Source organism: Paracoccus aurantiacus (genome assembly GCF_007993065.1).
Classification (GTDB): domain Bacteria; phylum Pseudomonadota; class Alphaproteobacteria; order Rhodobacterales; family Rhodobacteraceae; genus Paracoccus; species Paracoccus aurantiacus.
Map to the genome: position 1 here is coordinate 463050 of NZ_VOPL01000001.1, position 24416 is coordinate 487465.

At 61.7% G+C, this 24416-nt stretch carries 21 protein-coding genes, 1 tRNA gene and 1 pseudogene; 16 read left to right on the forward strand and 7 right to left on the reverse strand.

Annotated elements, in window-relative coordinates; all coding sequences use genetic code 11:
* Positions 1–336 precede the first annotated feature (336 nt).
* Positions 337–1941 (forward strand): helicase HerA-like domain-containing protein, encoded by a 1605-nt coding sequence (locus tag FQV27_RS02265; protein ID WP_147096193.1) that lies wholly within the window; start codon positions 337–339, stop codon positions 1939–1941.
* Here FQV27_RS02265 and FQV27_RS02270 read toward each other — a convergent pair.
* Complete coding sequence (locus FQV27_RS02270; RefSeq protein WP_186827186.1) at positions 1901–2299, reverse strand: DUF6477 family protein; 399 nt, start codon at positions 2297–2299, stop codon at positions 1901–1903. The two genes, FQV27_RS02265 and FQV27_RS02270, sit on opposite strands and share 41 nt — an antisense overlap.
* 211 nt (positions 2300–2510) lie before the next feature.
* On the opposite strand from FQV27_RS02270, the gene FQV27_RS02275 reads away from it, so the two are divergent.
* The 4 genes from FQV27_RS02275 (at position 2511) to lipA (ending at position 5235) form a co-directional block, all read left to right on the forward strand.
* On the forward strand, positions 2511–3674 hold the full coding sequence (locus FQV27_RS02275; protein ID WP_246132967.1) for a DUF6456 domain-containing protein: 1164 nt from the start codon (positions 2511–2513) through the stop codon (positions 3672–3674).
* 89 nt (positions 3675–3763) lie between these two features.
* Complete coding sequence (locus FQV27_RS02280; RefSeq protein ID WP_246132968.1) at positions 3764–4039, forward strand: GNAT family N-acetyltransferase; 276 nt, start codon at positions 3764–3766, stop codon at positions 4037–4039.
* Positions 4039–4176, forward strand: a complete 138-nt coding sequence (locus tag FQV27_RS19100; protein ID WP_246132969.1) for a hypothetical protein — start codon at positions 4039–4041, stop codon at positions 4174–4176. Before FQV27_RS02280 ends, FQV27_RS19100 begins: the two co-directional genes overlap by 1 nt.
* Positions 4177–4266: 90 nt before the next feature.
* Positions 4267–5235, forward strand: a complete 969-nt coding sequence (gene lipA / locus FQV27_RS02285) for a lipoyl synthase (protein ID WP_147096194.1) — start codon at positions 4267–4269, stop codon at positions 5233–5235.
* A 3-nt stretch (positions 5236–5238) separates the two neighbouring features.
* Here the strand turns inward: lipA and FQV27_RS02290 are convergent, their stop codons facing one another.
* A complete protein-coding gene (locus tag FQV27_RS02290) occupies positions 5239–5598 on the reverse strand; it encodes a winged helix-turn-helix transcriptional regulator (protein ID WP_246132970.1) in 360 nt (119 codons plus the stop codon).
* A 101-nt stretch (positions 5599–5699) separates the two neighbouring features.
* Between FQV27_RS02290 and FQV27_RS02295 the strand changes: the two genes are divergently transcribed.
* The 3 genes from FQV27_RS02295 (at position 5700) to FQV27_RS02305 (ending at position 6812) form a co-directional block, all read left to right on the forward strand.
* The gene (locus FQV27_RS02295; RefSeq protein ID WP_147096195.1) at positions 5700–6284 is read left to right on the forward strand and encodes a flavodoxin family protein; all 585 of its coding nucleotides are present in this window, start codon (positions 5700–5702) and stop codon (positions 6282–6284) included.
* 65 nt (positions 6285–6349) lie between these two features.
* A tRNA-Leu gene (locus FQV27_RS02300) sits at positions 6350–6433 on the forward strand.
* Between the two features lie 34 nt (positions 6434–6467).
* Complete coding sequence (locus FQV27_RS02305) at positions 6468–6812, forward strand: hypothetical protein (protein ID WP_147096196.1); 345 nt, start codon at positions 6468–6470, stop codon at positions 6810–6812.
* 135 nt (positions 6813–6947) lie between these two features.
* On the opposite strand, the gene FQV27_RS02310 is transcribed toward FQV27_RS02305, so the two are convergent.
* Positions 6948–9128, reverse strand: coding sequence for a TRAP transporter large permease (locus FQV27_RS02310; protein ID WP_147096197.1), 2181 nt, complete (start codon positions 9126–9128; stop codon positions 6948–6950).
* Positions 9125–9772: a TRAP transporter small permease subunit gene (locus FQV27_RS02315; protein ID WP_147096198.1), complete on the reverse strand. Its 648-nt coding sequence runs from the start codon at positions 9770–9772 to the stop codon at positions 9125–9127. Before FQV27_RS02315 ends, FQV27_RS02310 begins: the two co-directional genes overlap by 4 nt.
* Before the next feature lie 267 nt (positions 9773–10039).
* On the opposite strand from FQV27_RS02315, the gene FQV27_RS02320 reads away from it, so the two are divergent.
* The 8 genes and pseudogenes from FQV27_RS02320 (at position 10040) to FQV27_RS02355 (ending at position 20803) form a co-directional block, all read left to right on the forward strand.
* Positions 10040–11644: a peptide ABC transporter substrate-binding protein gene (locus tag FQV27_RS02320; RefSeq protein ID WP_147096199.1), complete on the forward strand. Its 1605-nt coding sequence runs from the start codon at positions 10040–10042 to the stop codon at positions 11642–11644.
* Between the two features lie 263 nt (positions 11645–11907).
* Positions 11908–13512 carry a peptide ABC transporter substrate-binding protein gene (locus FQV27_RS02325; protein WP_147096200.1) on the forward strand — a complete coding sequence of 535 codons (1605 nt, stop codon included), beginning with the start codon at positions 11908–11910 and terminating at the stop codon, positions 13510–13512.
* Positions 13513–13620: 108 nt separating this feature from the next.
* Positions 13621–14544, forward strand: coding sequence for an oligopeptide ABC transporter permease OppB (gene oppB, locus FQV27_RS02330; protein ID WP_147096201.1), 924 nt, complete (start codon positions 13621–13623; stop codon positions 14542–14544).
* A 4-nt stretch (positions 14545–14548) separates the two neighbouring features.
* Positions 14549–15478, forward strand: coding sequence for an ABC transporter permease subunit (locus FQV27_RS02335; RefSeq protein WP_186827187.1), 930 nt, complete (start codon positions 14549–14551; stop codon positions 15476–15478).
* Between the two features lies 1 nt (position 15479).
* Positions 15480–16448 (forward strand): annotated as a pseudogene (locus tag FQV27_RS02340) (oligopeptide/dipeptide ABC transporter ATP-binding protein); the annotation flags it as partial.
* Between the two features lie 142 nt (positions 16449–16590).
* The gene (locus FQV27_RS02345) at positions 16591–17640 is read left to right on the forward strand and encodes an oligopeptide/dipeptide ABC transporter ATP-binding protein (protein WP_147096203.1); all 1050 of its coding nucleotides are present in this window, start codon (positions 16591–16593) and stop codon (positions 17638–17640) included.
* On the forward strand, positions 17640–19493 hold the full coding sequence (locus FQV27_RS02350; protein ID WP_147096204.1) for an ABC transporter ATP-binding protein: 1854 nt from the start codon (positions 17640–17642) through the stop codon (positions 19491–19493). Before FQV27_RS02345 ends, FQV27_RS02350 begins: the two co-directional genes overlap by 1 nt.
* A 209-nt stretch (positions 19494–19702) precedes the next feature.
* Positions 19703–20803, forward strand: coding sequence for a Hint domain-containing protein (locus tag FQV27_RS02355; RefSeq protein WP_147096205.1), 1101 nt, complete (start codon positions 19703–19705; stop codon positions 20801–20803).
* Positions 20804–21167: 364 nt separating this feature from the next.
* On the opposite strand, the gene FQV27_RS19105 is transcribed toward FQV27_RS02355, so the two are convergent.
* The 3 genes from FQV27_RS19105 to prfB form a co-directional block, all read right to left on the reverse strand.
* Positions 21168–21734, reverse strand: coding sequence for an OmpA family protein (locus FQV27_RS19105; protein ID WP_281290012.1), 567 nt, complete (start codon positions 21732–21734; stop codon positions 21168–21170).
* A 65-nt stretch (positions 21735–21799) separates the two neighbouring features.
* Complete coding sequence (locus tag FQV27_RS02365) at positions 21800–22405, reverse strand: hypothetical protein (protein WP_147096207.1); 606 nt, start codon at positions 22403–22405, stop codon at positions 21800–21802.
* Between the two features lie 828 nt (positions 22406–23233).
* Positions 23234–24361, reverse strand: coding sequence for a peptide chain release factor 2 (gene prfB, locus FQV27_RS02370; RefSeq protein WP_147096208.1), 1128 nt, complete (start codon positions 24359–24361; stop codon positions 23234–23236).
* Positions 24362–24416 lie beyond the last annotated feature (55 nt).

Below are 24416 nucleotides of genomic sequence, written 5' to 3' on the forward strand. Positions count from 1 at the left end.
CACTGAGGATTTTTGAGAATTTCGAATAAGAATCTGAAATGAAATGAAAAAAGGCCGCGCACGCGCGACCTTTCTTCTCCCCGCCGGACTGGCCGGTCATCATTATTGAGCGGACGTTAGTGGCAGCAAGCCCCACCCGTCAACTATACTTTCGGATATGCTTTGAAAGAAAAAAGCCGCGCCCGAAGGCGCGGCAGTCCAACAGGGAGGAAGTGTTCAGGAAGGGTCATATGACCCTGCGAACAACACCACTCTGGCACATATTCGTTAACTTAGTATTGTCTTTCCGCGCGCTTCTTGCGCATCGCGATAAAAAAGACACGTCTGGGGGCGCGAATGAAGGCTATCGATCTGGAAAATGGCACTATTTTCGTCGGCGGCGGCGGGCCGGATTATGCCGATCCCGAAACGCTTCTGATGAAATATGCCAATCGCCACGGCATGATCGCGGGTGCGACCGGGACCGGCAAGACCGTCACGCTGCAAACACTCGCCGAATCGTTGTCGCAGGCCGGGGTGCCGGTTTTTCTGGCGGACGTGAAGGGCGATCTGGCCGGGCTTGCCAAGCCTGGATCGACCGAATCAAAAATGCACGAGGCATTTGCCAGGCGCGCCGAACAGATCGGGCTCGATCTCGATTATCAGACCTATCCCGTGACCTTCTGGGACGTGTTCGGGCAGAAGGGCCATCCTGTCCGAACAACCCCGGCAGAGATGGGGCCCCTTCTGCTGTCGCGCCTTCTGGATCTGACCGACGTTCAGGAAGGTGTCCTGAACATCGCCTTTCGAATCGCCGATGAACAGGGACTGGCGCTTCTGGATCTGAAGGATCTTCAGGCGATGCTGGTCTGGGTCGGGCAAAACGCGTCCGAGCTGTCGCTGACATACGGCAATGTCAGCACCGCGTCTGTCGGTGCGATCCAGCGCGCATTGCTGACGCTGGAAAATGAAGGGGGGGCAAACCTTTTCGGGGAACCGGCGCTGCAGCTGACCGACATCATTCGTCAGGACGCATCCGGCAAAGGGATGATAAATATCCTTGCAGCCGACCGGCTGATGAACGCGCCCCGCCTGTACTCGACCTTCCTTCTGTGGCTGCTTTCCGAACTGTTCGAACAGCTTCCAGAGGTCGGCGACCCTGCCCGCCCGGTATGCGCCTTCTTCTTCGACGAAGCTCATCTGCTGTTCGATGATGCGCCGAAAGCGCTTGTCGACAAGGTCGAACAGGTCGCGCGGCTGATCCGCTCCAAGGGGGTCAGTGTCTGGTTTGTCAGCCAGAATCCGACCGATATCCCCGAAGAAATCCTCGGCCAGCTTGGAAATCGCGTCCAGCACGCGCTGCGCGCCTTTACCGCGAAGGATCAGAAGGCATTGCGGCTTGCCGCCGAAAACTATCGACCGAACCCGGACTTCGACACTGCCGAGGCGATCCAGCAGGTCGGCACGGGCGAGGCCGTGACATCCTTTCTCGACCCGAAAGGCGTGCCGGGCGTCGTGATGCGGACGCTGATCCGGCCGCCTTTCTCGCAGCTTGGGCCGATCACCGACGCGGAACGCGCGGCGATCCTCGCCCAATCGCCGATGGGCCTGAAATACGACACACCACTCGATCGGGAATCCGCGCAGGAGATCCTGTCAAAGCGCGCCGACGCAGCGGCAGAGGAGGCGCAGGCCACCGCCAAGCCCGCGGCTGACGACGATTTGTGGGTCGTCGGCGGAAAACCCGACGAAAAGTTCACCCGAGCCCGGCGGTATGACCCGAACCTGACGATCCCGACCTCGAAAAGCCGCGAAACAGCGTCTGGCGGCCGCCGGACATCGGGTTCGCGGCGCGACACGGTCCTGCAGACATTCGGGAAAAGCGTCATGCGCGAACTCGGCCGCTCGGGAACCCGAGAGATCATGCGTGGCGTGCTGGGCGGGCTGTTCCGCGGCCGCTGAATGCGACGACCTTGCCGGCAAGCTTCCTCGTCCCCGGCATGACGGGTTGCGGCGCGGTTTCGGCCGCGACGCGCAGCTCTGCAAGCAGCGCGATGATAAGCCTGACATGCCGGTGCAGGTCGTAATCGGCACGGCTCTCGCGCCTCGCATCATTCATCGCGTCCTCTGCGGCGCGCAATTGCCGGATCGCGGACGGGTTGGCTGGCATGGTTTCGCGTCCCAGCAGGCGCGGCAGGTCGCGGGTGCGGTGCCACGCCCCCTGCCCCGCCTTTGCGGCACGAATCAAGCTGGCCGGACGGCGCAGCGGGGCGGGCGGTGCAGGCAGTGTGAAAACCGTCTGATCGGCAAAGAAACTCATCGCATATCCTCCTGAGTGCTGACGATGTGACGAGAGTCGCACAACTTATACGTGCGTTGCCAAATTCACGCTGCAACGTGCGACGCCGCAGGGATTCTTTAGGAATTGTTAGGAAATATGCAGTTCTGCTTAACCATCACCTGTCCAAATCGACAGGTACAACTTACAGGCGAATCGCTGCCGATCTGCCTGACAGAGACAAGGGACGAACATGACCATAATGACGCCAGATTTCGGCATGGCCGGGACGGTTCTGCCCGCTGCGCAGGGGGGCGCGACGGGAGAGGCGACGGCCGGAACCGGGACAGCCATCGACGAAAATCTTGCCGACGATGCCCGGCTTTACCTGCGCCATGTCGAAGGCGGCGAATCGATCCGCGCGATTGCCCGCGATGCCGGATGCCATGCCTCGACGATCCTGCGCCGCATCCGCCGCTTCGAAAGCCGTCGCGACGACCCGCTGGTCGATATCGCCCTTCAGAAGCTCGGGGCCGAGGCACCGCCCGAACGCACCGATCGCCGCCGCGAGGATCAGACCCGTCGCGTGTTGCGCAGGCTGGCCGAACCCGGCGCCGAGTTGATCGTCGCACCGGGTATGGACAAGGCGATCATCAGCCGGGGCGACATCCGCACGGCCATTCTCGACACCCGCCTGGCCGAGCAGTTTGCCCTGAACGGCTGGGTCGACCTGATCGCGAGTGGCAACCGGATGAGCCGCTATCACCTCAGCAATTCCGGCCGCAACGCGCTGCGCCGCCTTGGCCATGGCGGCTTGCCGCGCGCTGTCGATTTCGCCGATGCCGAACCCGTCGGCGGCCCGGCACGTCCTGACGGGATGGAGGAGGCGGCGGCCGGTTTCGATCACGCCGCACAGCATCGCGTATGGGGCGAGCGTGTGCTGACCGATCCCGAAGAGGAAAAGCCCCGGCGCATGCGCGTCAATCTGGCCGAAAGCCCGCTGCAGTTGCTGGCGCGCCGCCGCGACGGCCAGGGCAAGGCATTTCTCGCGCCAGAGCTTGTCTCGGCCGGAGAGATGCTGCGCGAGGATTTCGAACTGGCACAGATGGGTCCGCGCGTCACCCAGAACTGGGACCGGTTCATGACCTCTGGCATCGACGAATCCCTGCGGGGGGATCGTCACATTGGCGGATCGGACCGGGCGCGCACCCGCGTGGCCGAGGCGCTGCGAGAGCTTGGCCCCGGTATGGGCGATCTGGTCCTGCGAGTGTGCTGCTTTCTGGAAGGGCTGGAAATGACCGAACGCCGCCTTGGCTGGTCGGCGCGGTCGGGCAAGGTGGTGCTGAAACTGGCGCTGGAACGGCTGGCGCGTCACTATGCCGACAGATACGGCCCCGGCGGCCCGCTGATCGGGTAATCGCGCGAAATGGGCCGTCCGCAGGGGCGGCCTTTTCATTTGTGCAGGCGGATGCGAGCGTGCCGCAAGTTCACAATAGGCCGTTCTGAATGTCGGAAAATACCATTTCCACTGTCGCGCGCATCCCCAGCGTGGACGAATACCTGCATCTGCGTCGCACTGCGGGCCTCAGTTCGTTTGCGGCCAAGGCAGCGGAAATCGGTCTGCCGCATAGCGTTTTCGGTGTTGTTGTCGAAGATGAAGGCCGTGCGATCGGCATGGGCCGGATCATTGGCGATGGCGGCTGCTTCTTCCAGATCGTCGATATCGCCGTCGATCCCGCCTATCAGGGCAAGGGCTGGGCAAGCAGATCATGCGGGCGCTGATGGACCATATCGCAACCCTGCCGGAAAGTGCCTATGTCAGCCTGATCGCGGATGTGCCGGCGGACGGGCTGTATGCTCAATTCGGCTTTGTGCCGACCGCGCCGCGATCCGTCGGAATGGCCTATCGGCGCGCATAGGCGCATCTGCATATCAGCCCTGACCGGGACGCCGTTGATAACGCGGCGGAAACCGATTAACTCTGATCGTGACCCCGTCCAGAGGATGTCATGACCGAACAGCCCCCTGCCCTTCGCGCGCTTGCCGAACGCGCCCGTCACCCGGAAAAGGCCCACCGCCCGGATCAGGCCCAGCCTAAAAAGCCGGACTGGATTCGCGTGAAGGCACCGACCTCGCAGGGCTACAAGGACACGCGCGACATCCTGCGCGAAAACAAGCTGTCCACCGTCTGCGAGGAAGCCGGCTGCCCCAATGTCGGCGAATGCTGGTCGCAGGGTCACGCCACCATGATGATCATGGGCGAGATCTGCACCCGCGGCTGTTCCTTCTGCAATGTCATCACCGGCAAACCCAAGGCGCTCGACCCGTTCGAACCGGGCCGCGTCGCCCATGCCGTCCAGAAGCTTGGGCTGAAACACGTCGTTATCACCTCGGTCGACCGCGACGATCTGGACGATGGCGGGGCAGAACATTTTGCGCAGGTAATCCGCGCGATCCGCCACCGCTCACCCGGTTCGACGATCGAGGTGCTGACCCCGGATTTCCTGAAATGCGGTCCGGAAGCGCTTGAAATCGTTGTCGAAGCCCGCCCTGACGTGTTCAACCACAACCTTGAGACCGTGCCCGGCCTTTATCCGACCGTGCGGCCCGGCGCGCGCTATTTCCATTCGCTGCGGCTGCTGCAGCGGGTGAAGGAACTCGATCCGGCCATGTTCACCAAATCCGGCATCATGGTCGGTCTGGGCGAGGATCGTCAGGGCGTTTTGCAGGTCATGGATGACATGCGCGCGGCCGATGTGGATTTCATGACCATCGGTCAATATCTGCAACCGACGCCGAAACATCACCGCGTGGACCGTTTCGTCACGCCCGAGGAGTTCAAGGGCTATGAAAAATCCGCCTTTGGCAAAGGCTTCCTGATGGTTTCGGCCACGCCCCTGACCCGGTCCAGCTATCACGCGGGCGACGATTTCGCGCAACTGCGCGAGGCGCGCCTGAATAAGCTGGGCCGTGCCTAGGGCCTAGCGCACGGGCGGACGCCACCCCTCGGCGTCCCAGCGGCGCGCGACATCACCCAACCCATCCATTAGTGCGCGCAATTCCAGCCCGCGCGGGGTCAGGGAATAGGTGACCTGCGGCGGAATTGTCGCCGCCTGTTCGCGCAGCAGCAGCCCCGATGCCTCCAGCATCCGCAGCCTTTCGGTCAGCACCTTGGTCGAAATGCCCGGTATCAGCTTCTGCAGCGCGCCGAATCGCTGCGGGCCATTCTGATGCAGAACCCACAGCAAATAAGCCGTCCATTGCCCCGAAACGACGCCCAGCAAGCGCTCGACCGGGCAGCAGGAAACATTTTTTTCATTCAGGTCGCAGGCAGCTTTCACAGCAAATCTTTCGTGCGGGTAAGTCACTTACCAAAAGGTGCCTACTTACCTTTCGAAAGTAAAGACCTCAGATTGCGTTCATCGATTGAAAGGAAGCGACCATGACGAATATCGCAATCATCTATTTCAGCGGCTACGGCCATACCGCCAAACTGGCCGAGGCCGTCATTCAGGGCGTTCGCGACGCAGGCGCCACCCCGGTCGAGATTCGCATCCCCGAAGATGGCGTCATCACCGATGCCGACTGGGCCGCGATCGAGGCCGCGGATGGGCTGATCTATGGCAGCCCGACCTATATGGGCAACGCCGCGTGGCAGTTCAAACGCTTCGCGGATGCCAGTTCGAAACTGTGGATGAGGCAGGTACTCGCCGGCCGGGTCGCGGGCGGTTTCACCGTTTCTGCCAGCACAGTTGGCGACAAGGGCGAAACCATGTCCTGGCTGATGACCTTCGCGCAGCAGCACGGCCAGCTTTGGGCCGGGCCGGGAATGCTGCCCAGCAACACGCTGGCACATACCCCGGCAGACGCGAACTGGACCGGCTTTTCGACCGGACTGCTGGCCATCGCACGCTCTGATTCCAGCACCGATCAGGGCCCTTATGCGGGCGATCTGGAAGCAGGCCGCCTTTACGGCAAGCGCATCGCCGAACTGGCCGCGCGCAACGCCCCGGCGATTGCCGCCTGAACGCAACGCGCCCGGCGGCACCCCCTTGCCGCCGGGCGCGTTCCCCGTTATCGCTTTCCAACCTGGCCCGAGTGGCGGAATGGTAGACGCAGCGGATTCAAAATCCGCCGCCGCAAGGCATGCCGGTTCGAGTCCGGCCTCGGGTACCAGCCAGTGAGATCCATCGCGCGTAAAGGAACAGTGATGGCGATACGCGCCCTGCCCGCCCTCGGATTTCCGGTCCTGCTTCTGGCTGCCTGTGGGGATGACGGGATTGATTATCCGGCACTTCTTCCGACCGATCAGGTTCTGGCAGAGCCGTCTATTCCCGGTCATGCGCAGATCGCCGCGGGCAGCCCCGATCAGGTGCGCTCGGATCTTGAAGCGGCGGGCCAAGCGCTGAACGTCTCGGCCGCAGAAGTCACCCAGCAGGATGTCGCTGACGAAGCGGCGCTGGAAGACCGTGCGGCCGCGCTGCGCCGACGCGCGCAGGCGCTTGCGGCGGAACCGGCGGACTGCGCCACGCCCGAGACGCCGGAAAGCTGCTGACAGCAGACCGTCGCTGACTGCTGCAACAGCGCGCGGGCACAAGCCGCTGACAGGATCGACATATCGCGCATGATCGAAGGCTGATTTTCGAGCTTGCGAGGCAAATGAAAACGGGGGCCGAAGCCCCCGTATCGCTCAGTTTGATGGCGCGGCCAGACCGGGCGGCGGCCCGGAAAGCGGGTCCGTGTCACCCGACATTCCACCCGATGACGCCGGCGCGTCCGATGCTGCCGGGGCCGGTGCTTCCGCAGCCGGTGCGCCGGCGGCAGGTGCATCCGCAGCCCCCGGCGCCTGGGGCGCCGGCGCGGTCGTCGCGCCCGGCGCGCTCAGCCCCGGCGGCAGGCCGCCCAACGGGTCCATACCGCCGCCGTTTGGCGCGGTCGTGCCACCCGGCGCGGCATCGGTGCCCGTGGCAGGCGCGCCGCCCGGCGCACCGAAGGGCGATCCAAGCCCGCCGAGAGAGCCGAACCCGCCATCGTTGCCACCCATCGGGATATTGATCTGGACATCCTGCATGTCCACCGGCGCGCCCTTGTAATGCATCACAAGGCCCGGGAACAGGATCACCACACCGATCATCGCGATCTGGATGAAGACGAAAGGCACGGCACCCCAGTAGATCTGGCTTGACCTGATGCCCTCGATCGTGCGGCCGGTCACGCGATCCTGATAGGATGCGCGCGGGGCCACGGATCGCAGATAGAACAGGGCGAAGCCGAAGGGCGGGTGCATGAACGACGTCTGCATGTTCACCGCAAGGATCACCCCGAACCAGATCAGGTCGATGCCAAGCGCCTCGGCTGCCGGAACCAGCAGAGGCACGATGATGAAGGCCAGTTCGAAGAAGTCGAGGAAGAAGGCCAGGAAGAACACCATCACCGACACGACGATCAGGAAGCCGTATTCGCCGCCCGGAAGCGAGGTCAGCAGATGTTCGACCCACAGATGCCCGTTCACACCGTAGAAGGTCAGCGAGAAGACCCGCGCCCCGATCAGAATGAACATCACGAAGGCCGAAAGCCGCGTCGTGGATGCCAGCGCCTGCCGGATCACATCAAGGCTGAGCCGCCCTTTCATCGCCGACAGCACCAGCGCGCCGACCGCGCCCATCGCGCCGCCTTCGGTCGGGGTCGCCCAGCCAAGGAAGATCGTGCCAAGCACAAAGAACACCAACGCCAGCGGCGGCACCAGAACGATGACAACCTGTTGGGCAAGACGGCTGGTCATCCCGAAGGCATGCTCGTCCCGATGGGTGAAGTCGATGACCCCGCCAAGCAGCCGGATCAGCAGCGAATAGACCGCGAAGGCCAGAATCGCCGAGGCGAAGACCGTCACGATCAGCACGCCGACGCGCATATTCGTGTCGACCGTGTCCAGCCAGGGCAGGCTGTCGATGGTATGCAGGAAATACCAGCCCGCAAGCGCACCGATTGCCCCTGCGGCCACCTTCACGATAAAGCGCCAGCCCTCGCGGTCCGTCATGGCGATCAGATACATCGCCGCGACGCCCACCGCAGCGCCAAGGATATCGGCATTGTTCCCCTGCGAGGCCGACAGATAGTGATGCGCGCCGTAGAAGATGCCGACACCGACCAGAATCAGCACCAGCAGCGAGATCACCCCCGAACCGAGTGTCCGCGCCTCTTTCGGAAGGGCGGGCACCGCATTCGGACGGATGATCGACATCACGAAGATATAGCCAAGATAGATGCAGGTCAGCACCAGGCCGGGGATCAGCGCGCCCTTGTACATGTCGCCCACCGACCGGCCAAGCTGGTCGGCCATGACGATCAGCACCAGCGACGGCGGAATGATCTGCGCGAGAGTCCCTGATGCCGCGATCACCCCCGATGCCAGCCGCCGGTCATAGCCATATCGCAGCATGATCGGAAGCGAGATCAGCCCCATCGCGATGACCGAAGCCGCAACCACACCCGTCGTCGCCGCCAGCAGTGCACCGACGATGACGACCGCATAGGCAAGCCCGCCGCGCACAGGGCCGAACAACTGGCCGATCGTGTCCAGCAGATCCTCGGCCATGCCGGATTTTTCCAGCAGGATGCCCATGAAGGTAAAGAATGGAATGGCAAGTAATGTCTCGTTCGACATCACCCCCCATAACCGGTCGGGCATCGTGCCAAGCAGGTTCCAGTCGAGATAGATCGAATCGGAAAGCGGGGCGAGTTCGACGCCGATCACGAAGAACAAAAGGCCGTTTGCGGCAAGCGCGAAGGCCACCGGATAGCCGAACAGCAGGAACAGGATCAGCGAAGCGAACATGATCGGCGCCATGTTCTGCGCAATAAGCTCCATCATTTGCGCGTCCCCCGCCCATCGGCTTTGTCTGCATCAAGCTCGGTCAGCGGATGATCGGGCTCGGCGAAGCCCGATTCGGCGCGCAGTGCCTCGTCGATCTCCAGCGGCGCATGGTGTCCGCTGATCGCGTGCTTGTCCTCGATCAGGCCGCGCATGACGGCAATTTTCTTGATGATTTCCGAGATGCCCTGAAAGAACAGCAGCACGAAGCCGATCAGCAGGATCGCCTTCGCGGGCCACAGGATCAGCCCGCCTGCGCTGGACGACACTTCGCCCCGCGCGAATGACCGCATGGTCCAGGGATACAGGAAATAGACCATCAGGATCACGAAGGGCATCAGGAACAAGATATGCCCGATCAGGTCGATCCAGTGCTGAACCCGGCGCGACCACATCCCATAGACGAGGTCGATGCGGATATGTTCGTTTTCCAGAAGCGTGTAGGCGGCGGCACCCAGAAAGGCCGCGCCATACAGATACCATTGCAGTTCCAGCCACATGTTGGACGAGGTGCTGAACACCTTGCGCACGATGGCGTTCCCGGCGCTGACAAGCACTGCAAGCAGAATCAGCCAGGACACCGCCCGCCCGATCGTCGTGTTCATGCGGTCGATGCCGCGCGACAGGGCCAAAAGGCCACTCATATAGATCCCTCCCCGTGCGGCGGCCCTTTTTCGGTTTATAGCGGCCGCGCCAAACTTGATGTTTTGTAACCTTCCGCCGCGTCCGATCAACCCCTTGACGGGCACTCGGCGGGGTTTTTCGAAAGTCACACCCCGCAAAGCGTGCGGTGTCAGGGGGAAGCTGCCGTTACGTCATTGCGACAAGGCTTGCCAGACGTTCGGTTTTGCCTAACCTTGCGCCATTCCGGCGCCGTCAGATGCGCCTCAGACAAATAGGGAGATTGCCCCATGAACCGTTTCCTGATGAGCACGGCGCTGGCCTGCCTTCTGGCCGTGCCTGCCGCCGCTGCGACTGTCGCCGAGGGCGACGAACTCGCCGATACGCAGGAATACAACTTCTGGCTGCTCGACGCGATCAAGACCGTCGATCCGCAGAAAAACACCGATGTCGAAGGCTCTGACGTCATCCGCAACCTTTTCGAAGGGCTGATGAACGAAGATGCGAAAGGCGCGATGGTGCCGGGCGTGGCGAGCGACTATGCCGTGTCCGACGACGGTCTGACCTATACCTTCACGCTGCGTCCCGAAGCCAAGTGGTCGAATGGCGACCCGGTCACGGCGGGTGATTTCGTCTATGCCTGGCAGCGGCTGGCCGATCCCGCGACGGCGTCTGAATATGCCTGGTATATCGAACTGATGAACGTGGTGAACGCGTCGGAAGTAGTTGCAGGCGACAAGCCCAAGGAAGAACTGGGCGTAAAGGCCGTTGACGATCACACGCTGGAAGTCACCCTGACCAAGCCGACCCCTTATTTCGTCAAGATGCTCGGCCATTCATCGACCTTCCCGAACAATCAGAAAGTGATCGAGGAATTCGGCGACAACTGGACCCAGCCCGGCAATATCGTCGGCAACGGCGCCTATGTGCTGACCGGGCACAATCTTGGCGTCGACATCACGATGGAAAAGAACCCCGAATACTGGGAAGCCGACAATGTCGTGCTGACCAAGCTGACCGGGATTACCGTGAACGACCAGAATGTCGGCCTGACCCGCTATCAGGCCGGAGAACTGGACCGCCTTCAGATCCCGGCCGGCCAGTATCCGCGCCTGAAAGAGGAATTCCCGGATGAGGCGGTATCGCTGCCCTATTCCTGCTCCTATGCCTATATCGTCAACCTCTCCGACAAAGGCCCGGAATCGCTCAAGGATGTGAATGTCCGCCGGGCGCTTGCGCTCGCTCTCGATCGTGACATCATTGTCGATCAGGTGCTGCAGGGTGGACAGCGCCCGGCCTATAACTGGACCCATTGGGCAATCGAGGGCTTCGAAATGCCCGACATCCCGATGGCCAGCATGACGCAGGCCGACCGCACTGCTGAAGCCAAGAAGCTGCTGGAAGAGGCGGGCTATACGCCCGACAACCCGCTGAACCTGACGCTGAACTATAACACCTCTGAAGATCACAAGAAGATCGCCGTGGTGGCCCAGCAGATGTGGAAGCCGCTTGGCGTGAACCTGACGCTGAACAATATGGAATGGAAGGTCCACACCGACCGCATGCAGAACCAGGACTTCGAACTGGCCCGCTATGCGTGGTGCGCGGATTACAACGAAGCCTCGACCTTCGTTGATTACTTCCGCAGCACCGGCAAGAACGAGGGCAAGTTCTCGAACGCCGAATATGACCAGCTTCTGCAGGATTCGGTGACGTCCGAAAATCCGAACGATCAGTACAAGCGCGCCGAGGAAATCCTCGCGACCGAATTGCCGCTGCTTCCGATCTATCACTATGCCAAGGTCGACATGATCAAGCCCTATGTGAAGGGCCTCCCGCGTGAGAACGTGATGAACACCTGGTATGGCAAGGACATGTACATCACCAAGCACTGATTTCGTGCTAAGGTGATCTGATCCGGGACGGGCCAGCCCCGTCCCGGACAACTGCCGGCAGGGACCGGCATGTAATTTCCCGGTCGCGCAATGCGCGCTTGCGCGGTTGCCTTGTTTCCATCATTACGGAACTTCCTCCGCATAAGCGGAAATCCACCGATAATTGCGCACAACCTTAAATTGCTTGCCCGACCGCTCCAATCCGCTAATTACCCCCAATTCGGTTCGGGCTGAACGCCCTGAACCATCAGGGAGAGAGAGACATGACCAGATTTCTGATGACGACGGCGCTCGCGCTGTCCTTTGCCGCACCCGTTGCCGCCGCGACTGTCGCCGAAGGCGATGTGCTGGACGACACGCAGGAATACCGCTTCTGGATGCTGGATGCGCTGAAAAGCGCGGACCCGCACAAGAATACCAGCAAGGACGGCTCGCAGATCGTGCGCCAGCTGTTCGAAGGGCTGATGACCGAAGACGGCAATGGCGCGATGCAGCCGGGCGTCGCCAGCGAATATACCGTGTCGGACGACAAGACCGTCTATACCTTCACGCTGCGCCCCGATGCCAAATGGTCGAACGGCGATCCGGTGACAGCAAACGATTTCGTCTATTCCTGGCGCCGTCTGGCCGATCCGGCGACCGCGTCGGAATACGCCTGGTTCATCGAACTGATGAACGTCGCCAACGCGACCGAGGTGGTGAAGGGCGAACAGCCGCCCGAGGCACTGGGCGTCAAGGCCATCGACGACCATACTTTCGAAGTCACCCTGAAATCGCCCACGCCGCATTTCGAAAAGACGCTGGCCTTCCCGTCCACCTACCCGGTCAACCAGAAGGTGGTCGAAGAATTCGGCACCGACTGGACGACTCCCGAAAATATCGTCAGCAACGGTGCTTTCGTGATGCAGGGCCACAATGTCGGCGTGGACATCACGATGGTTCCGAACCCGGAATACTGGGACCGCGATTCGGTCATCTTGGACAAGGTGACGGCCGTCACCGTGCCCGACGCAAATATCGGTCTGACCCGCTATCAGGCAGGAGAGCTTGACCGCGTGCAGCCACCTTCGGGCCAGTTCCCGCGCCTGCTGAAAGAATTCCCGGACGAAGCCGTCGCCCGGCCCTATGCCTGCACCTATGCCTATCTGCTTAACCTGACCGATACCGGCAATCCCGCCGTTCAGGACCAGAAGATCCGCCGCGCGCTGGCGCTTGCCGTGGATCGCGACGTTCTGGTGGGTCAGGTTCTGCAGGCCGGTCAGCAGCCCGCCTACGGCTGGACCAACGAGGCCATCGAAGGCTTCACCATGCCGGAACTCGACATGGCCAAGATGACGCAGGCCGACCGTCTGGCCGAAGCCAAGGCGATCATGGAAGAGGCCGGCTATAGCGCCTCGAACCCGCTGAAGCTGGACCTGATGTACAACACATCGGAAGAGCACCGCAAAATCGCCATCGTCGTCCAGCAGATGTGGAAACAGATCGGCGTCGACCTGGTGCTGAACAATCTGGAATGGAAGGTCTATTCCGACCGCATGAATTCCCAGCAATACGAAGTCGTGCGTTCCGGCTGGTGCGCCGATTACAACGAGGCATCGACCTTCCTCGATTACTTCCGCTCGACCGGCTACAATGTCGGCAAATACAACAGCGAGGCATTCGACGCCGTCATGGACGCGTCCAAGACCTCGGACGATCCGGCCGTCGAATATGCCGAGGCAGAGCGCATTCTGGCCGCCGATGTGCCTTATGTTCCGCTGTATCAATACACCAAGGTGGACCTGATAAAGCCTTACGTCAAAGGCCTGCCCGAACATAACGTCATGGATGCCTGGTACGCCAAGGACATTTACATCACCGAGCACTGATTGCAGGCTCGTATCAATAACATGACAGAATCGTCGGGGCAGCCTGCCTGTCCCGGCATCTGCCCCAACGACTTTACCGCCCTCGCGGCACCCTGACGGAACCAGAGGATGTTCGGATTCATTCTTCGACGGCTCGCAGTGGCCATACCAACGCTGCTGCTGCTTATCATATTCTCATTCCTGCTGATGCATGCGGCCCCCGGTGGCCCCTTCACGCAGGAACGCGCCCTGCCCCCGCAGGTGCTTGCCAACCTCGAAGCGAAATACGGTCTTGATGATCCCTTGTGGCGTAAGATCGTGGATTACGTCTGGGGGATCGTGCGGCATTTCGATTTCGGTCCCAGCTTCGTCTATCCCGACCGCACCGTGAACCAGATCATCGCGGCGGGCTTTCCGATCACGCTGACCTACGGGCTTTTGTCCTTCATCCTTGCGGTGGTCGTGGGCGTAACGCTTGGCGCTGCGGCGGCGATCCGTCAGAACACATGGCTGGATTATCTGGCGGTCGGCGTGTCGATTGGCGCGCAGGTGCTGCCGAACTTCGTCATGGCACCGATCCTTGTGCTGGTCTTCACGCTGATCCTCGGCTGGCTGCCCGGCGGCGGGTGGAGCTTTCAGAACCCCGACTACTGGATCATGCCGGTGATCGCGCTTGGCACGTCCTACATGGCGTCCATCGCCCGGATCACCCGGTCGTCCATGCTAGAGGTGCTGAGTTCGAACCATATCCGCACCGCAAAGGCGAAAGGCCTGCCCGCGCGCAAGATCATCATGCGCCACGCGCTGAAACCCGCGCTTCTGCCGGTGATTTCCTATCTGGGCCCGGCATTCGTGTCGATGATTACCGGATCGGTCGTGATCGACATGTATTTCTCGACCGGCGGGATCGGCAAAAGCTTCGTCGATTCAGCGCTGAACCGCGATTACGCGGTGATGATGGGGGTCACGATCCTTGTCGGGGCGCTGACCATCCTTTTCAGTCTGGTGGTTGACATCCTGTATGCATGGATCGACCCGAAGATCAGGTATTAATTCCATGACCATGATAGAACACAATAAAATCGAAGGCATGGCCGCGCGCATGGCGGCCGAGGAGGTCAAGGGCCGCAGCCCATGGGCCGATGCCCGCAAGCGCTTCTTCAAGAACAAGGCCGCGATGGTGGCGCTGTTCGTCCTGCTGCTGGTCATCGCCTTCGCGGCTTTCGGCAACCTGTTCGCGACATGGACATACGATTCCATCGACTTCAGCGTGATGGGATCGGCGGCGACGCAGGGCGCGCCATCCATCGCAAACGGCCATTACTTCGGCACCGACGATCTGGGCCGCGACCTGTTCGCCCGCACCATTCAGGGCACCCGCATCTCGCTGATGGTGGGCATTGTCGGCGCTAGCGTCGCGGTGATCGTGGGCACGCTTTATGGCGCAACCTCGGGCTATATCGGCGGGCGCACCGACGCGATCATGATGCGGACCGTCGATATCCTGCTGTCGATCCCCTATATGTTCGTCCTCATCCTGCTGCTGGTGATCTTCGGGCGCTCGCTGTCGATGCTGTTTCTGGGCATCGGGCTGATCTCATGGCTGGAAATGTCGCGCATCGTGCGCGGCCAGACGCTGACCCTGAAGAACCGCGAATTCATCGAGGCCGCGCGCGCCACCGGCGTTCCCACCTGGAAAATCATCATCCGCCATATCGTCCCGAACCTGCTGGGCGTGGTCGCGGTCTATGCGACGCTGCTGGTGCCGCTGATGATCCTTACGGAAAGCTTCATCAGCTTTCTGGGCCTTGGCGTGCAGGAACCGCTGACAAGCTGGGGCGCGCTGATCTCCGAAGGCTCGGGCACCATGCGCTACGGCACCATCTGGCAGCTGGCCTTCCCGCTGGGCTTCTTCGTGGTGACGCTGTTCGCCTTCTTCTTCATCGGCGACGGCCTTCGCGACGCCCTTGACCCAAGGGACCGCTGACATGGCACTTCTTGACGTCAAAGACCTGAACGTGACCTTTTCGACCAATGATGGCGAGGTTCACGCCGTCAACGGCATCAACCTGTCGCTGGAACGTGGCGAGACCTTGGGGATCGTGGGCGAATCCGGTTCCGGCAAATCGCAGCTATCTTTTGCGATCATGGGGCTACTGGCCAAGAACGGGCGCGCCACCGGCAGTGTCACCTTCGACGGGCAGGAAATTCTGAACGCGAAACCCAAGGTGCTGAACCAGATCCGGGCTGAAAATATCGCCATGATCTTTCAGGACCCGATGACCTCGCTGAACCCCTATATGCGGGTATCCGACCAGATGGCCGAGGTGCTGACCCTGCATCACGGGCTGTCAAAATCGGCGGCGGTTGCCGAATCCGTGCGCATGCTGGATGCCGTGCGCATCCCGGACGCCAAGGGCCGCGCGCGGCTGTATCCGCACGAATTTTCCGGCGGGATGCGGCAGCGGGTGATGATTGCCATGGCGCTTCTGTGCAAGCCCGACGTGCTGATCGCGGACGAACCGACGACCGCGCTTGATGTGACGGTGCAGGCGCAGATCATGAAGCTGCTGGACGATCTGCAATCCGAATTCGGCATGGCGATGATCCTGATCACCCATGATCTGGGCGTGGTCGCAGGTTCGTGCGAACGCGTCATGGTCATGTATGGCGGCCGCGTCATGGAACGCGCGCCGACCGATCCGCTGTTTGCCGATCCAACCCACCCCTATACTCAAGGCCTGCTGGCGGCGATCCCGCGCGTCGATCAGAAGGGCGACAAGCTGTCAGCCATTCCCGGCAGCCCGCCCAATATGTCGCGCCCGCCCGCAGGCTGCCCCTTCGCCCCGCGCTGCGATTACGTCATGGACATCTGCGTTACCGCCCCGCCGCCGCTGGAAGGTTTCGCGCCGGGCCGCGACCGCGCCTGCTATGCGGCGATCGACGTTGTCCGCGCCGGTCCGACCCATCACGAGGATCTGCCGATGGAAGCCGCCGCGGACGAGATGGACGAACAGGATATCGGCGAAACCGATCCTCAAATCAGCGAAGGGCTGGTCGTTGGCCCCGCCAGTGCAGGCACCCCGCAGGAGCTTCCCGATGACAAACGCTAAGCCGCTTCTCGATGTGCGCGACCTGCGCGTCACCTTCAATATCCGCCGCGAAGGCGACATGCCGTGGACACCCCCGCGCATGCTGCAAGCGGTGGGCGGTGTCGATTTCACCCTGCAACCCGGCGAAACGCTGGGGATTGTGGGCGAATCCGGTTCAGGCAAATCCACCCTTGCCCGCGCGCTGATCGGGCTTGCCCCCGCCACCGGCACCGCCAACTGGCAGGACGGCACCAACCTGATCGGCCTGTCGCCCCGCCGGATGATGAAATACCGCAACGACATCCAGATGGTGTTTCAGGACCCGCTGGCATCGCTGAACCCGCGCATGACCGTGGGCCAGATCATAGCCGAGCCGCTGGTGACGCATCACCCCGGCCTGAAACGCGACGAAGTGAAAACCCGCGTCAAGCAGATGATGGAACGCGTGGGCCTGCTGCCCAACCAGATCAACCGCTATCCGCACGAATTTTCCGGCGGCCAGTGCCAGCGCATCGGCATCGCCCGCGCGCTGATCGTGGAACCGAAGCTGGTGATCTGCGACGAACCCGTCTCGGCGCTGGATGTGTCCATTCAGGCGCAGGTCATCAACCTGCTGGCCGATCTGCAACGCGATCTTGGCCTCGCGCTGATCTTCATCGCGCATGACCTTTCCGTGGTGAAGCATATCAGCGACCGCGTGCTGGTCATGTATCTGGGTAAGGTCATGGAACTGGCGCAGGCGGAATCGCTCTATGCCGACCCCCAGCACCCCTATACGCAGGCGCTTCTGTCGGCTGTCCCGGTGCCGGACCCGGAACTGGAACGCGCGAAAACCATCATCCCGCTGGCCGGCGAACTTCCGTCACCCATGGCCCCGCCCTCGGGCTGCGTGTTCCGCACCCGCTGCCCGCGCGCCCAATCCGCCTGCGCGGCCACGGTGCCGGAACTGCTGGGCACACCCGCCCACCTGACCGCCTGCCATTTCCCCGGTCCGCTGACGCCCGAAGAAATCGCGCGCGCGACCAGCCTTGAAACCCGGGTCGCGGAACCCGCCTGATGCCCATGCCCCTGAAGGAGCCGCCGCGCAGCTTCCGCGCGCGTTGGGCGGCGATGAAGAACATCCCGCCCTTCCTTCGCCTCGTCTGGAAGGCCGCTCCGGCCCTGACCTTGGCCAGCATGATCCTGCGCCTGATCCGCGCGGTCATCCCGGTCACCTCCCTGTGGATCGGCAAGCTGATCATCGACGAGGTGATCCGCCTTGTCGCCCTCGACGGCCCCGAAAACCTGACCGCATGGTTCACCGGGGGTCAGGCGAACCACCTGATGATCCTTGTCGCAGCCGAATTCGGCCTCGCGATCCTGTCCGACGGCCTCGCCCGCCTCGTCTCGCTGATCGACGCGCTTCTGGCCGAACGCCTGACCATCTCGCTGACGATGGACCTGATGGAACACGCCGCCGAACTCGATCTGGAGGATTTCGAGGACGCGGTATTTCAGGACAAGCTCGACCGCGCGCGCCGTCAGGCTGCGGGCCGCATGTCGCTGATGGGCCTTATTTTCCAGCAATTGCAGGACATGCTGACCGTTCTGACCTTCGCGGGCGGCCTGATCGCCTATAATCCGTGGCTGGTCGTCCTGCTGCTTCTGACCCTCATCCCCGCCTTTCTGGGCGAGGCGCATTTCAACGCGAAGAACTACAATCTCGACCACGGCCGCACCCCCGAACGCCGAGAGCTTGACTATATCCGCCAGGTCGCTGCCCAGCCTGACACCGCGAAAGAAGTCAAGATCTTCAACCTCCACGCCTTCCTGGCCGAGCGTTACCGCACCCTGTCCGAGAAGTTCTACCGCGAACGCCGCCAGATCGCCCGCTCGCGCGCCTTCTGGGGCGTGATCTTCACCGCCATCGGCACGCTTGGCTATTACACCGCCTATCTCTGGATCGTCGGCGCGACGCTGGCGGGCGCGCTGTCCATCGGCGATCTGACCTTCCTCGCCGGCTCTTTCCAGCGGCTGCGATCGCTGCTGAACGGGCTGCTCACCTCATTCTCGACCACCGCCGCACAGGCACTTTACCTCGAAGACCTGTTTGAATTCTTTCAGGTCGAACCCGAAATCACCTCGGACCCCGGCGCCATCCTCGTCCCCGCCACCATCCGCGACGGCTTCCGCTTCGAAGATGTCGGCTTCCGCTATCCCGGCGCGACAAAATGGGCCGTCCGCAACCTGACCTTCACGCTGCACGCGGGCGAAACCCTCGCCCTTGTCGGCGAAAACGGCGCCGGCAAGACAACGCTGGTGAAACTCCTCGCCCGCCTCTACGACCCGGACGAAGGCCGCATCATGCTCGACGGCCGCGACCTGCGCGATTACGACCTCGACAGCCTGCGCGCCGCCATCGGCGTGATCTTTCAGGATTTCGTCCGCTACAGCTGGACCGCCGCCGACAATATCGCCGTCGGCCGGATCGAGGCCCGCGCCGACCGCCCCCGCATCGAGGCCGCAGCCCAAAGCGCCATGGCCGATCAGGTCATCGCCAAACTGCCTGCAGGTTATGACCAGATGATCGGCAAGCGCTTCGCGGGCGGGGTCGAACTGTCGGGGGGCGAATGGCAAAAACTCGCCATCGCCCGCGCCTATATGCGCGACGCCCAGGTCCTGATCCTCGACGAGCCCACCGCGGCATTGGACGCCCGCGCCGAATTCGAGGTGTTCGAGCGTTTCAAACACCTCTCCACCGGCAAAACCGCCATCCTGATCTCCCACCGCTTCAGCTCGGTGAGGATGGCCGACCGCATCCTGGTCCTTGAGAACGGGCGGGTTGAGGCCGAAGGCACCCATCAGGAACTGATGGAGTCCGAGGGCCGTTATCGAGAGCTGTTTGAATTGCAGGCGGCGGGGTATCGGTAAGCGCGCATACCCCGACAATTTATGCAACATTAGCTGCTTCGACATACCGTCAACTAAAATGCGCATCGTTGCAGAATTACTGCACTAGACAGTTCATATCAGGCCAGCGTAGATGCCCTTCAGGGCACTCTTGTCCGGGTTATCAACCACCACCCATCCGATGAGATCATGTCTCACGTGCAAGCAAGCCTCAGCTGGGAAGATAAACAATGGTAGACTATAATTTCGGCGGCGTGATCAACGCCAACAACCTGTTCACTTGGATTTCCGGCGGTACCAACCCCGGCGCGACCATCGACGAAATCGGTAGCGGGCTGCCAGAGGCCACAGCGGGTCAGGTCTATCGTTACAACGGCGGCAAGAAAATGGACCTTCTGGTCCGCGACGATGATCCCGGCTTCGTCGAAGGGGATATCTCGCAACAGACGCTCGCCGCCTCCGCGACAATCAACGGCACGACCTATATCAACACCCGCATCACCACCACGGGCGAGATAGAATTCCGCGATCCGCTGACCAACCAGACCTATTCCGTCTATACGGGCACTGTCGGCAGCAACAGCGCCAACGTCGCAAGCCCGACGCAGTTCTATATCTGGAAAAACGGGGTTGAGCCGCCGGCGAATATCAACCTGACCGTTGTGTCCGTAAGCCAGCCGACCAGCATTCCCTATACCACGCTGCCCCCGCCCTGCTTTTGCGACGGCACGCTGATCGACACGCCGACCGGCCCGCGCAAAATCGAAGATCTTGCGGTCGGCGATCTCGTGAACACGCGCTCGGGCGGTGCCATGCCCATCCGCTGGATCGGCGCGCGCAGGCTGACCGCAGCCGAGATTGCCGCCAATGACAAGCTGCGCCCGGTCATCCTGCGTGCCGGATGCCTGGGCGATGGCATCCCCTCGCGCGATCTGCGCGTCTCTCGCCAGCACCGCATCATGCTGTCCGACGCACGGCTCGCCGATCTGGTCGGTTCGAACGAGGCGCTTGTCCCGGCGGTCAAGCTGACCGGCCTCGACGGCGTGTACATCAGCGACCAGCCCGAGGATATGACCTATTTCCACCTTCTGCTGGATGAACACAGCCTGCTTTTCAGCGAAGGCACATGGACCGAGTCGCTTTACCTCGGCACCGAATTCCTGCGCAATCTCTCGCCCGAGGCGCGCGAGGAACTGACCCTGATCTTCCCCGGCCTTCTCGATGAAGGCTTCACCTACGCCCCCGCGGCCCCCCTGATCTCACGCCGTCGCGCCGTCGATGAACTGCTGGCGCTCTGCAAACCAGAGCCAGCGCCCGACTACGTCAGCTGAGCTAGCGCTGACCTCAGTGACCGCAACCCAAACCGTCAGGTCCCAGGCCTGACGGTTTTTTACCGCGCTGCGCCAAGGCTCCCGGAGCATGAGCGTACCAGACACCTCTGCACCGACGAAACCGCCATCCTGATCTCCCAACGCTTCAGCTCGATCCGCACGGCCGACCGGATATTGCTGCTTGAGAATGGAAGGGTCGAGGCCCCGCTATCGAAAGCTGTTCGAATTGCAGGCGGCGGGGTATCGGTGAGGGTTTTCCGGCCCGCTGTTGGATTTCGTAACCCCATTACGCCGCAATGCAACATTCATCGAACCGGTCACTGATGCCTCGACCGAAGGCTAGTGCAATCCACGCGCCGTTCGCTCAGCGTGGCAGCACGAATTCCACACGCCGGTTCTGCGCGCGGCCTTCGGGATTATCCGCCCCATGGATTTCATTCTCGGCGACTGGCTCGGTTTCACCACGGCCGGCCGCCTCCAGACGATCCTGCGGCACATCGTTTTCTGTCAGGAACGCAACCACGGACGCCGCACGTTCTTCGGATAATTGCTGATTATACTCGTCAGAGCCTTTCGCGTCGGTATGCCCGACAACCTGCACCGTCCCGCCATCGTTGCTGGTCAACATCGCTGCGATCTGACCCAGTGTCTGGCGCGCCGCACCGGTCAGCGCGGCACTGTCGAAATCGAACAATACATCGCTCGCCACGGACAGGATGATGCTGTCCTCAGTCTCGCGCATGGCGATGTTTCCGCCGCTGCTATCGACCATATCCTGCACATCGCCGGACATGTCTGTCGCAGCGCCCTCGGTGTCCAGAACCTCTCCGGATAAGTCGCGGATCTCGGATTTCAGATCACGCGTGTATCGGTCGCCGTGGTCTTCTGTTATCCCGGTGATGTCCACGGGATCGGCCGCGGATTGGGCCACCACACCTCCAGCCCCGAACAGGGTCATCGCCGCAACTACAACGGCGTTTCGCACGATATAAGCCATCAGTTCGAAGGCACCGAAAATGGTCCGATGGGTGAAAACTCTGGCAGATACAGCATCACAGGCGTATCGGTTGGCGGCGCGGGGAAAACGCCGGTCCACTGTCCGACGACCGGACCCTCGCCCTCTATCTGCAGGTTCTGTGTCACGGAAATTTTGTCGTTGCTGTCGGTCACAAGCATGTATTTCTTGTCGCCAGCGATTAGATACATCTGCTCGTAGGTGCTAGGTGCGACGCCCGAATAGATGCGGGTCGCGTCGACCTTACCCTCCGGATCGACCTCCAAACCGTCACTCGTCGGCTGGAAAACGATGTCCAGCATCAGATTATTTCCCATGACAAAGCGGCGACCGACATTCGCCAGAATTTTGCCCCCGTCGTGGCGCCCTGCGGCAAATTGCGCATCGATCGACTCTGAATCTGTGCCGGTGGACGCATCAGAAAATCCTGCAGGATTCGGTGCTGACTGCTCGACCGCGGCCTCTGCGTTTTGCGCCTGGTCGGGCTGATCTTCGGCTGCCTGACTGGCGTCTTGGGCGTTAACCGCAGTTGCTGAGAATCCGGCGGCGATCATCGCTCCGACTGCCACAATTCGAAGAATATTCATTCTGAAATCCTATTCGTCCTGTTCAGTTCCGACCCGATTTCCACCAGTTTCCGATGCACGGGTTCGAATTGACAACGCCCGCTGCAAGCGAAAGTTTCGAGCCAAGGTTTTGGGGCCTTGTGTACGTCTTGTTGACAGGCGTACCGCCCGCAATGATGAAAACTGGCTATCGCCGAAACGCATTGTCGTGGGTAACCGAATGAACTATTGATGCTACTCCGGGTTTCGGACACGGTGATATTGACTGCGTGACCCAAGGCTCGCAACCCTTTCGCGATGACATAATTCACCACTTTCAGATAGCTTCCGATTTCAGGAACCCCAAGGCACGCGACGAGTGGTTCTTGCTCGAAGAAAGCGAATGGCTGGCCGATCCGCTGCGTTATGGCCCCGATACTTTTGCAATCGTCGATCTGATGAGCGGTCGCTTGACCCGCCACCTGTCTAATGCCGATCTTCCCAACCGCGACCGGGCGGCTCCTTGCTGCCGCAGCAAAGTTGTCCCCAGCCCCGTGCAATCTGGCAGAATGTGGATGCTGAGGAAAAGACCGCGCCGAAAAGCACAGGCGTCCGCCCAACCAGCAGTTCACACGAGCCAAGGCCTAAGTCGTGCATAATCAGATTGTCGCTATTGCGACACAGCACTGCCGCTTGTGTACAGCCAGAGTACGCGCTGTCTACGGGTGGTGGGGCTCAATCCTCGGCGGTGGCCTCGGCGCGGCTCTTGCAGCACCAGCGTCGCCGCCCATTCGAACTCACCACCAAGTCCCAACCGTATATACGCATTATCTACGCGTTATGGACGGTAAAAATACGCCACTTCCGGCCTCAATCCTCGGCCGTAGCCTCCGCCCGGCTCTTGCCCGAAACATCCAGTGCCAGCGTCGCCGCCATGAACGCGTCGAGGTCGCCGTCGAGCACCCCTTGCGTGTCCGAGGTCTCGTGAGAGGTGCGCAGGTCCTTCACCATCTGATAGGGATGCAGCACATAGGACCGGATCTGGTTGCCCCAGCCGGCATCGCCCTTGGCGTCGTGCTGGGCGTTGATCTCGGCGTTTCGCTTGTCGAGCTCCATCTGGTAAAGCCTTGCTTTCAAAGCATTCATCGCGGCTTCACGGTTCTGGTGCTGCGACTTCATCGAACTCGTCACCACGATATTCGTCGGCAGGTGCGTGATCCGCACCGCCGAATCCGTCGTGTTGACGTGCTGCCCGCCCGCACCCGAGGATCGATAAGTGTCGATGCGGATATCGCTGTCCGGCACGTTGATTTCGATATTGTCATCCACCACCGGATAGACCCAGACCGACGAAAACGACGTATGCCGCCGCGCCGCACTGTCATAGGGCGAGATCCTGACCAGCCGATGCACCCCCGATTCTGTCTTCAGCCAGCCATAAGCATTATGCCCCGAAATCTTGTAGGCGGCCGACCGGATTCCCGCTTCCTCACCCGGAGATTCCGAAATCAGTTCAACGTCATAGCCCTGCTTTTCGGCCCAACGCACATACATCCGTGCCAGCATTGACGCCCAGTCCGCACTCTCGGTCCCGCCGGCGCCTGCGTTGATTTCCAGGAAGGTGTCGTTGCCGTCGGCCTCGCCATTCAGCAGGGCCTCCAGCTCTTTCTGGGCGGCTTCTTCGGCCAGCGATTTCAGGTTCGCCTCGGCCTCTGCGACCAGTTCGGCATCGCCCTCGGCATCGGCCAGTTCGACCATCTCGGCATTTGCGTCCAGATCGCCCTCGATGCGCCGATAGCCCTCGACCGCGTCAGACAGCGCCTGCCGGTCGCGCATCAGCTTCTGCGCCTTCGCCGGATCGTTCCACAGGTCGCCCTGCTCGATCATGGCGTTCAGCTCCTCCAGGCGATGCGGCGCGGTTTCCCAGTCCATGCGCTGCGCCAGCAGCCGCAGGGATTTGCGGATCGCTTCTATGGTGGCAGCGGTTTCGGCGCGCATGGGCTTAGTCCTTTTTCAGCGGTGGAGGGTCAGATAACCCGTCCGCGCCGTCCTC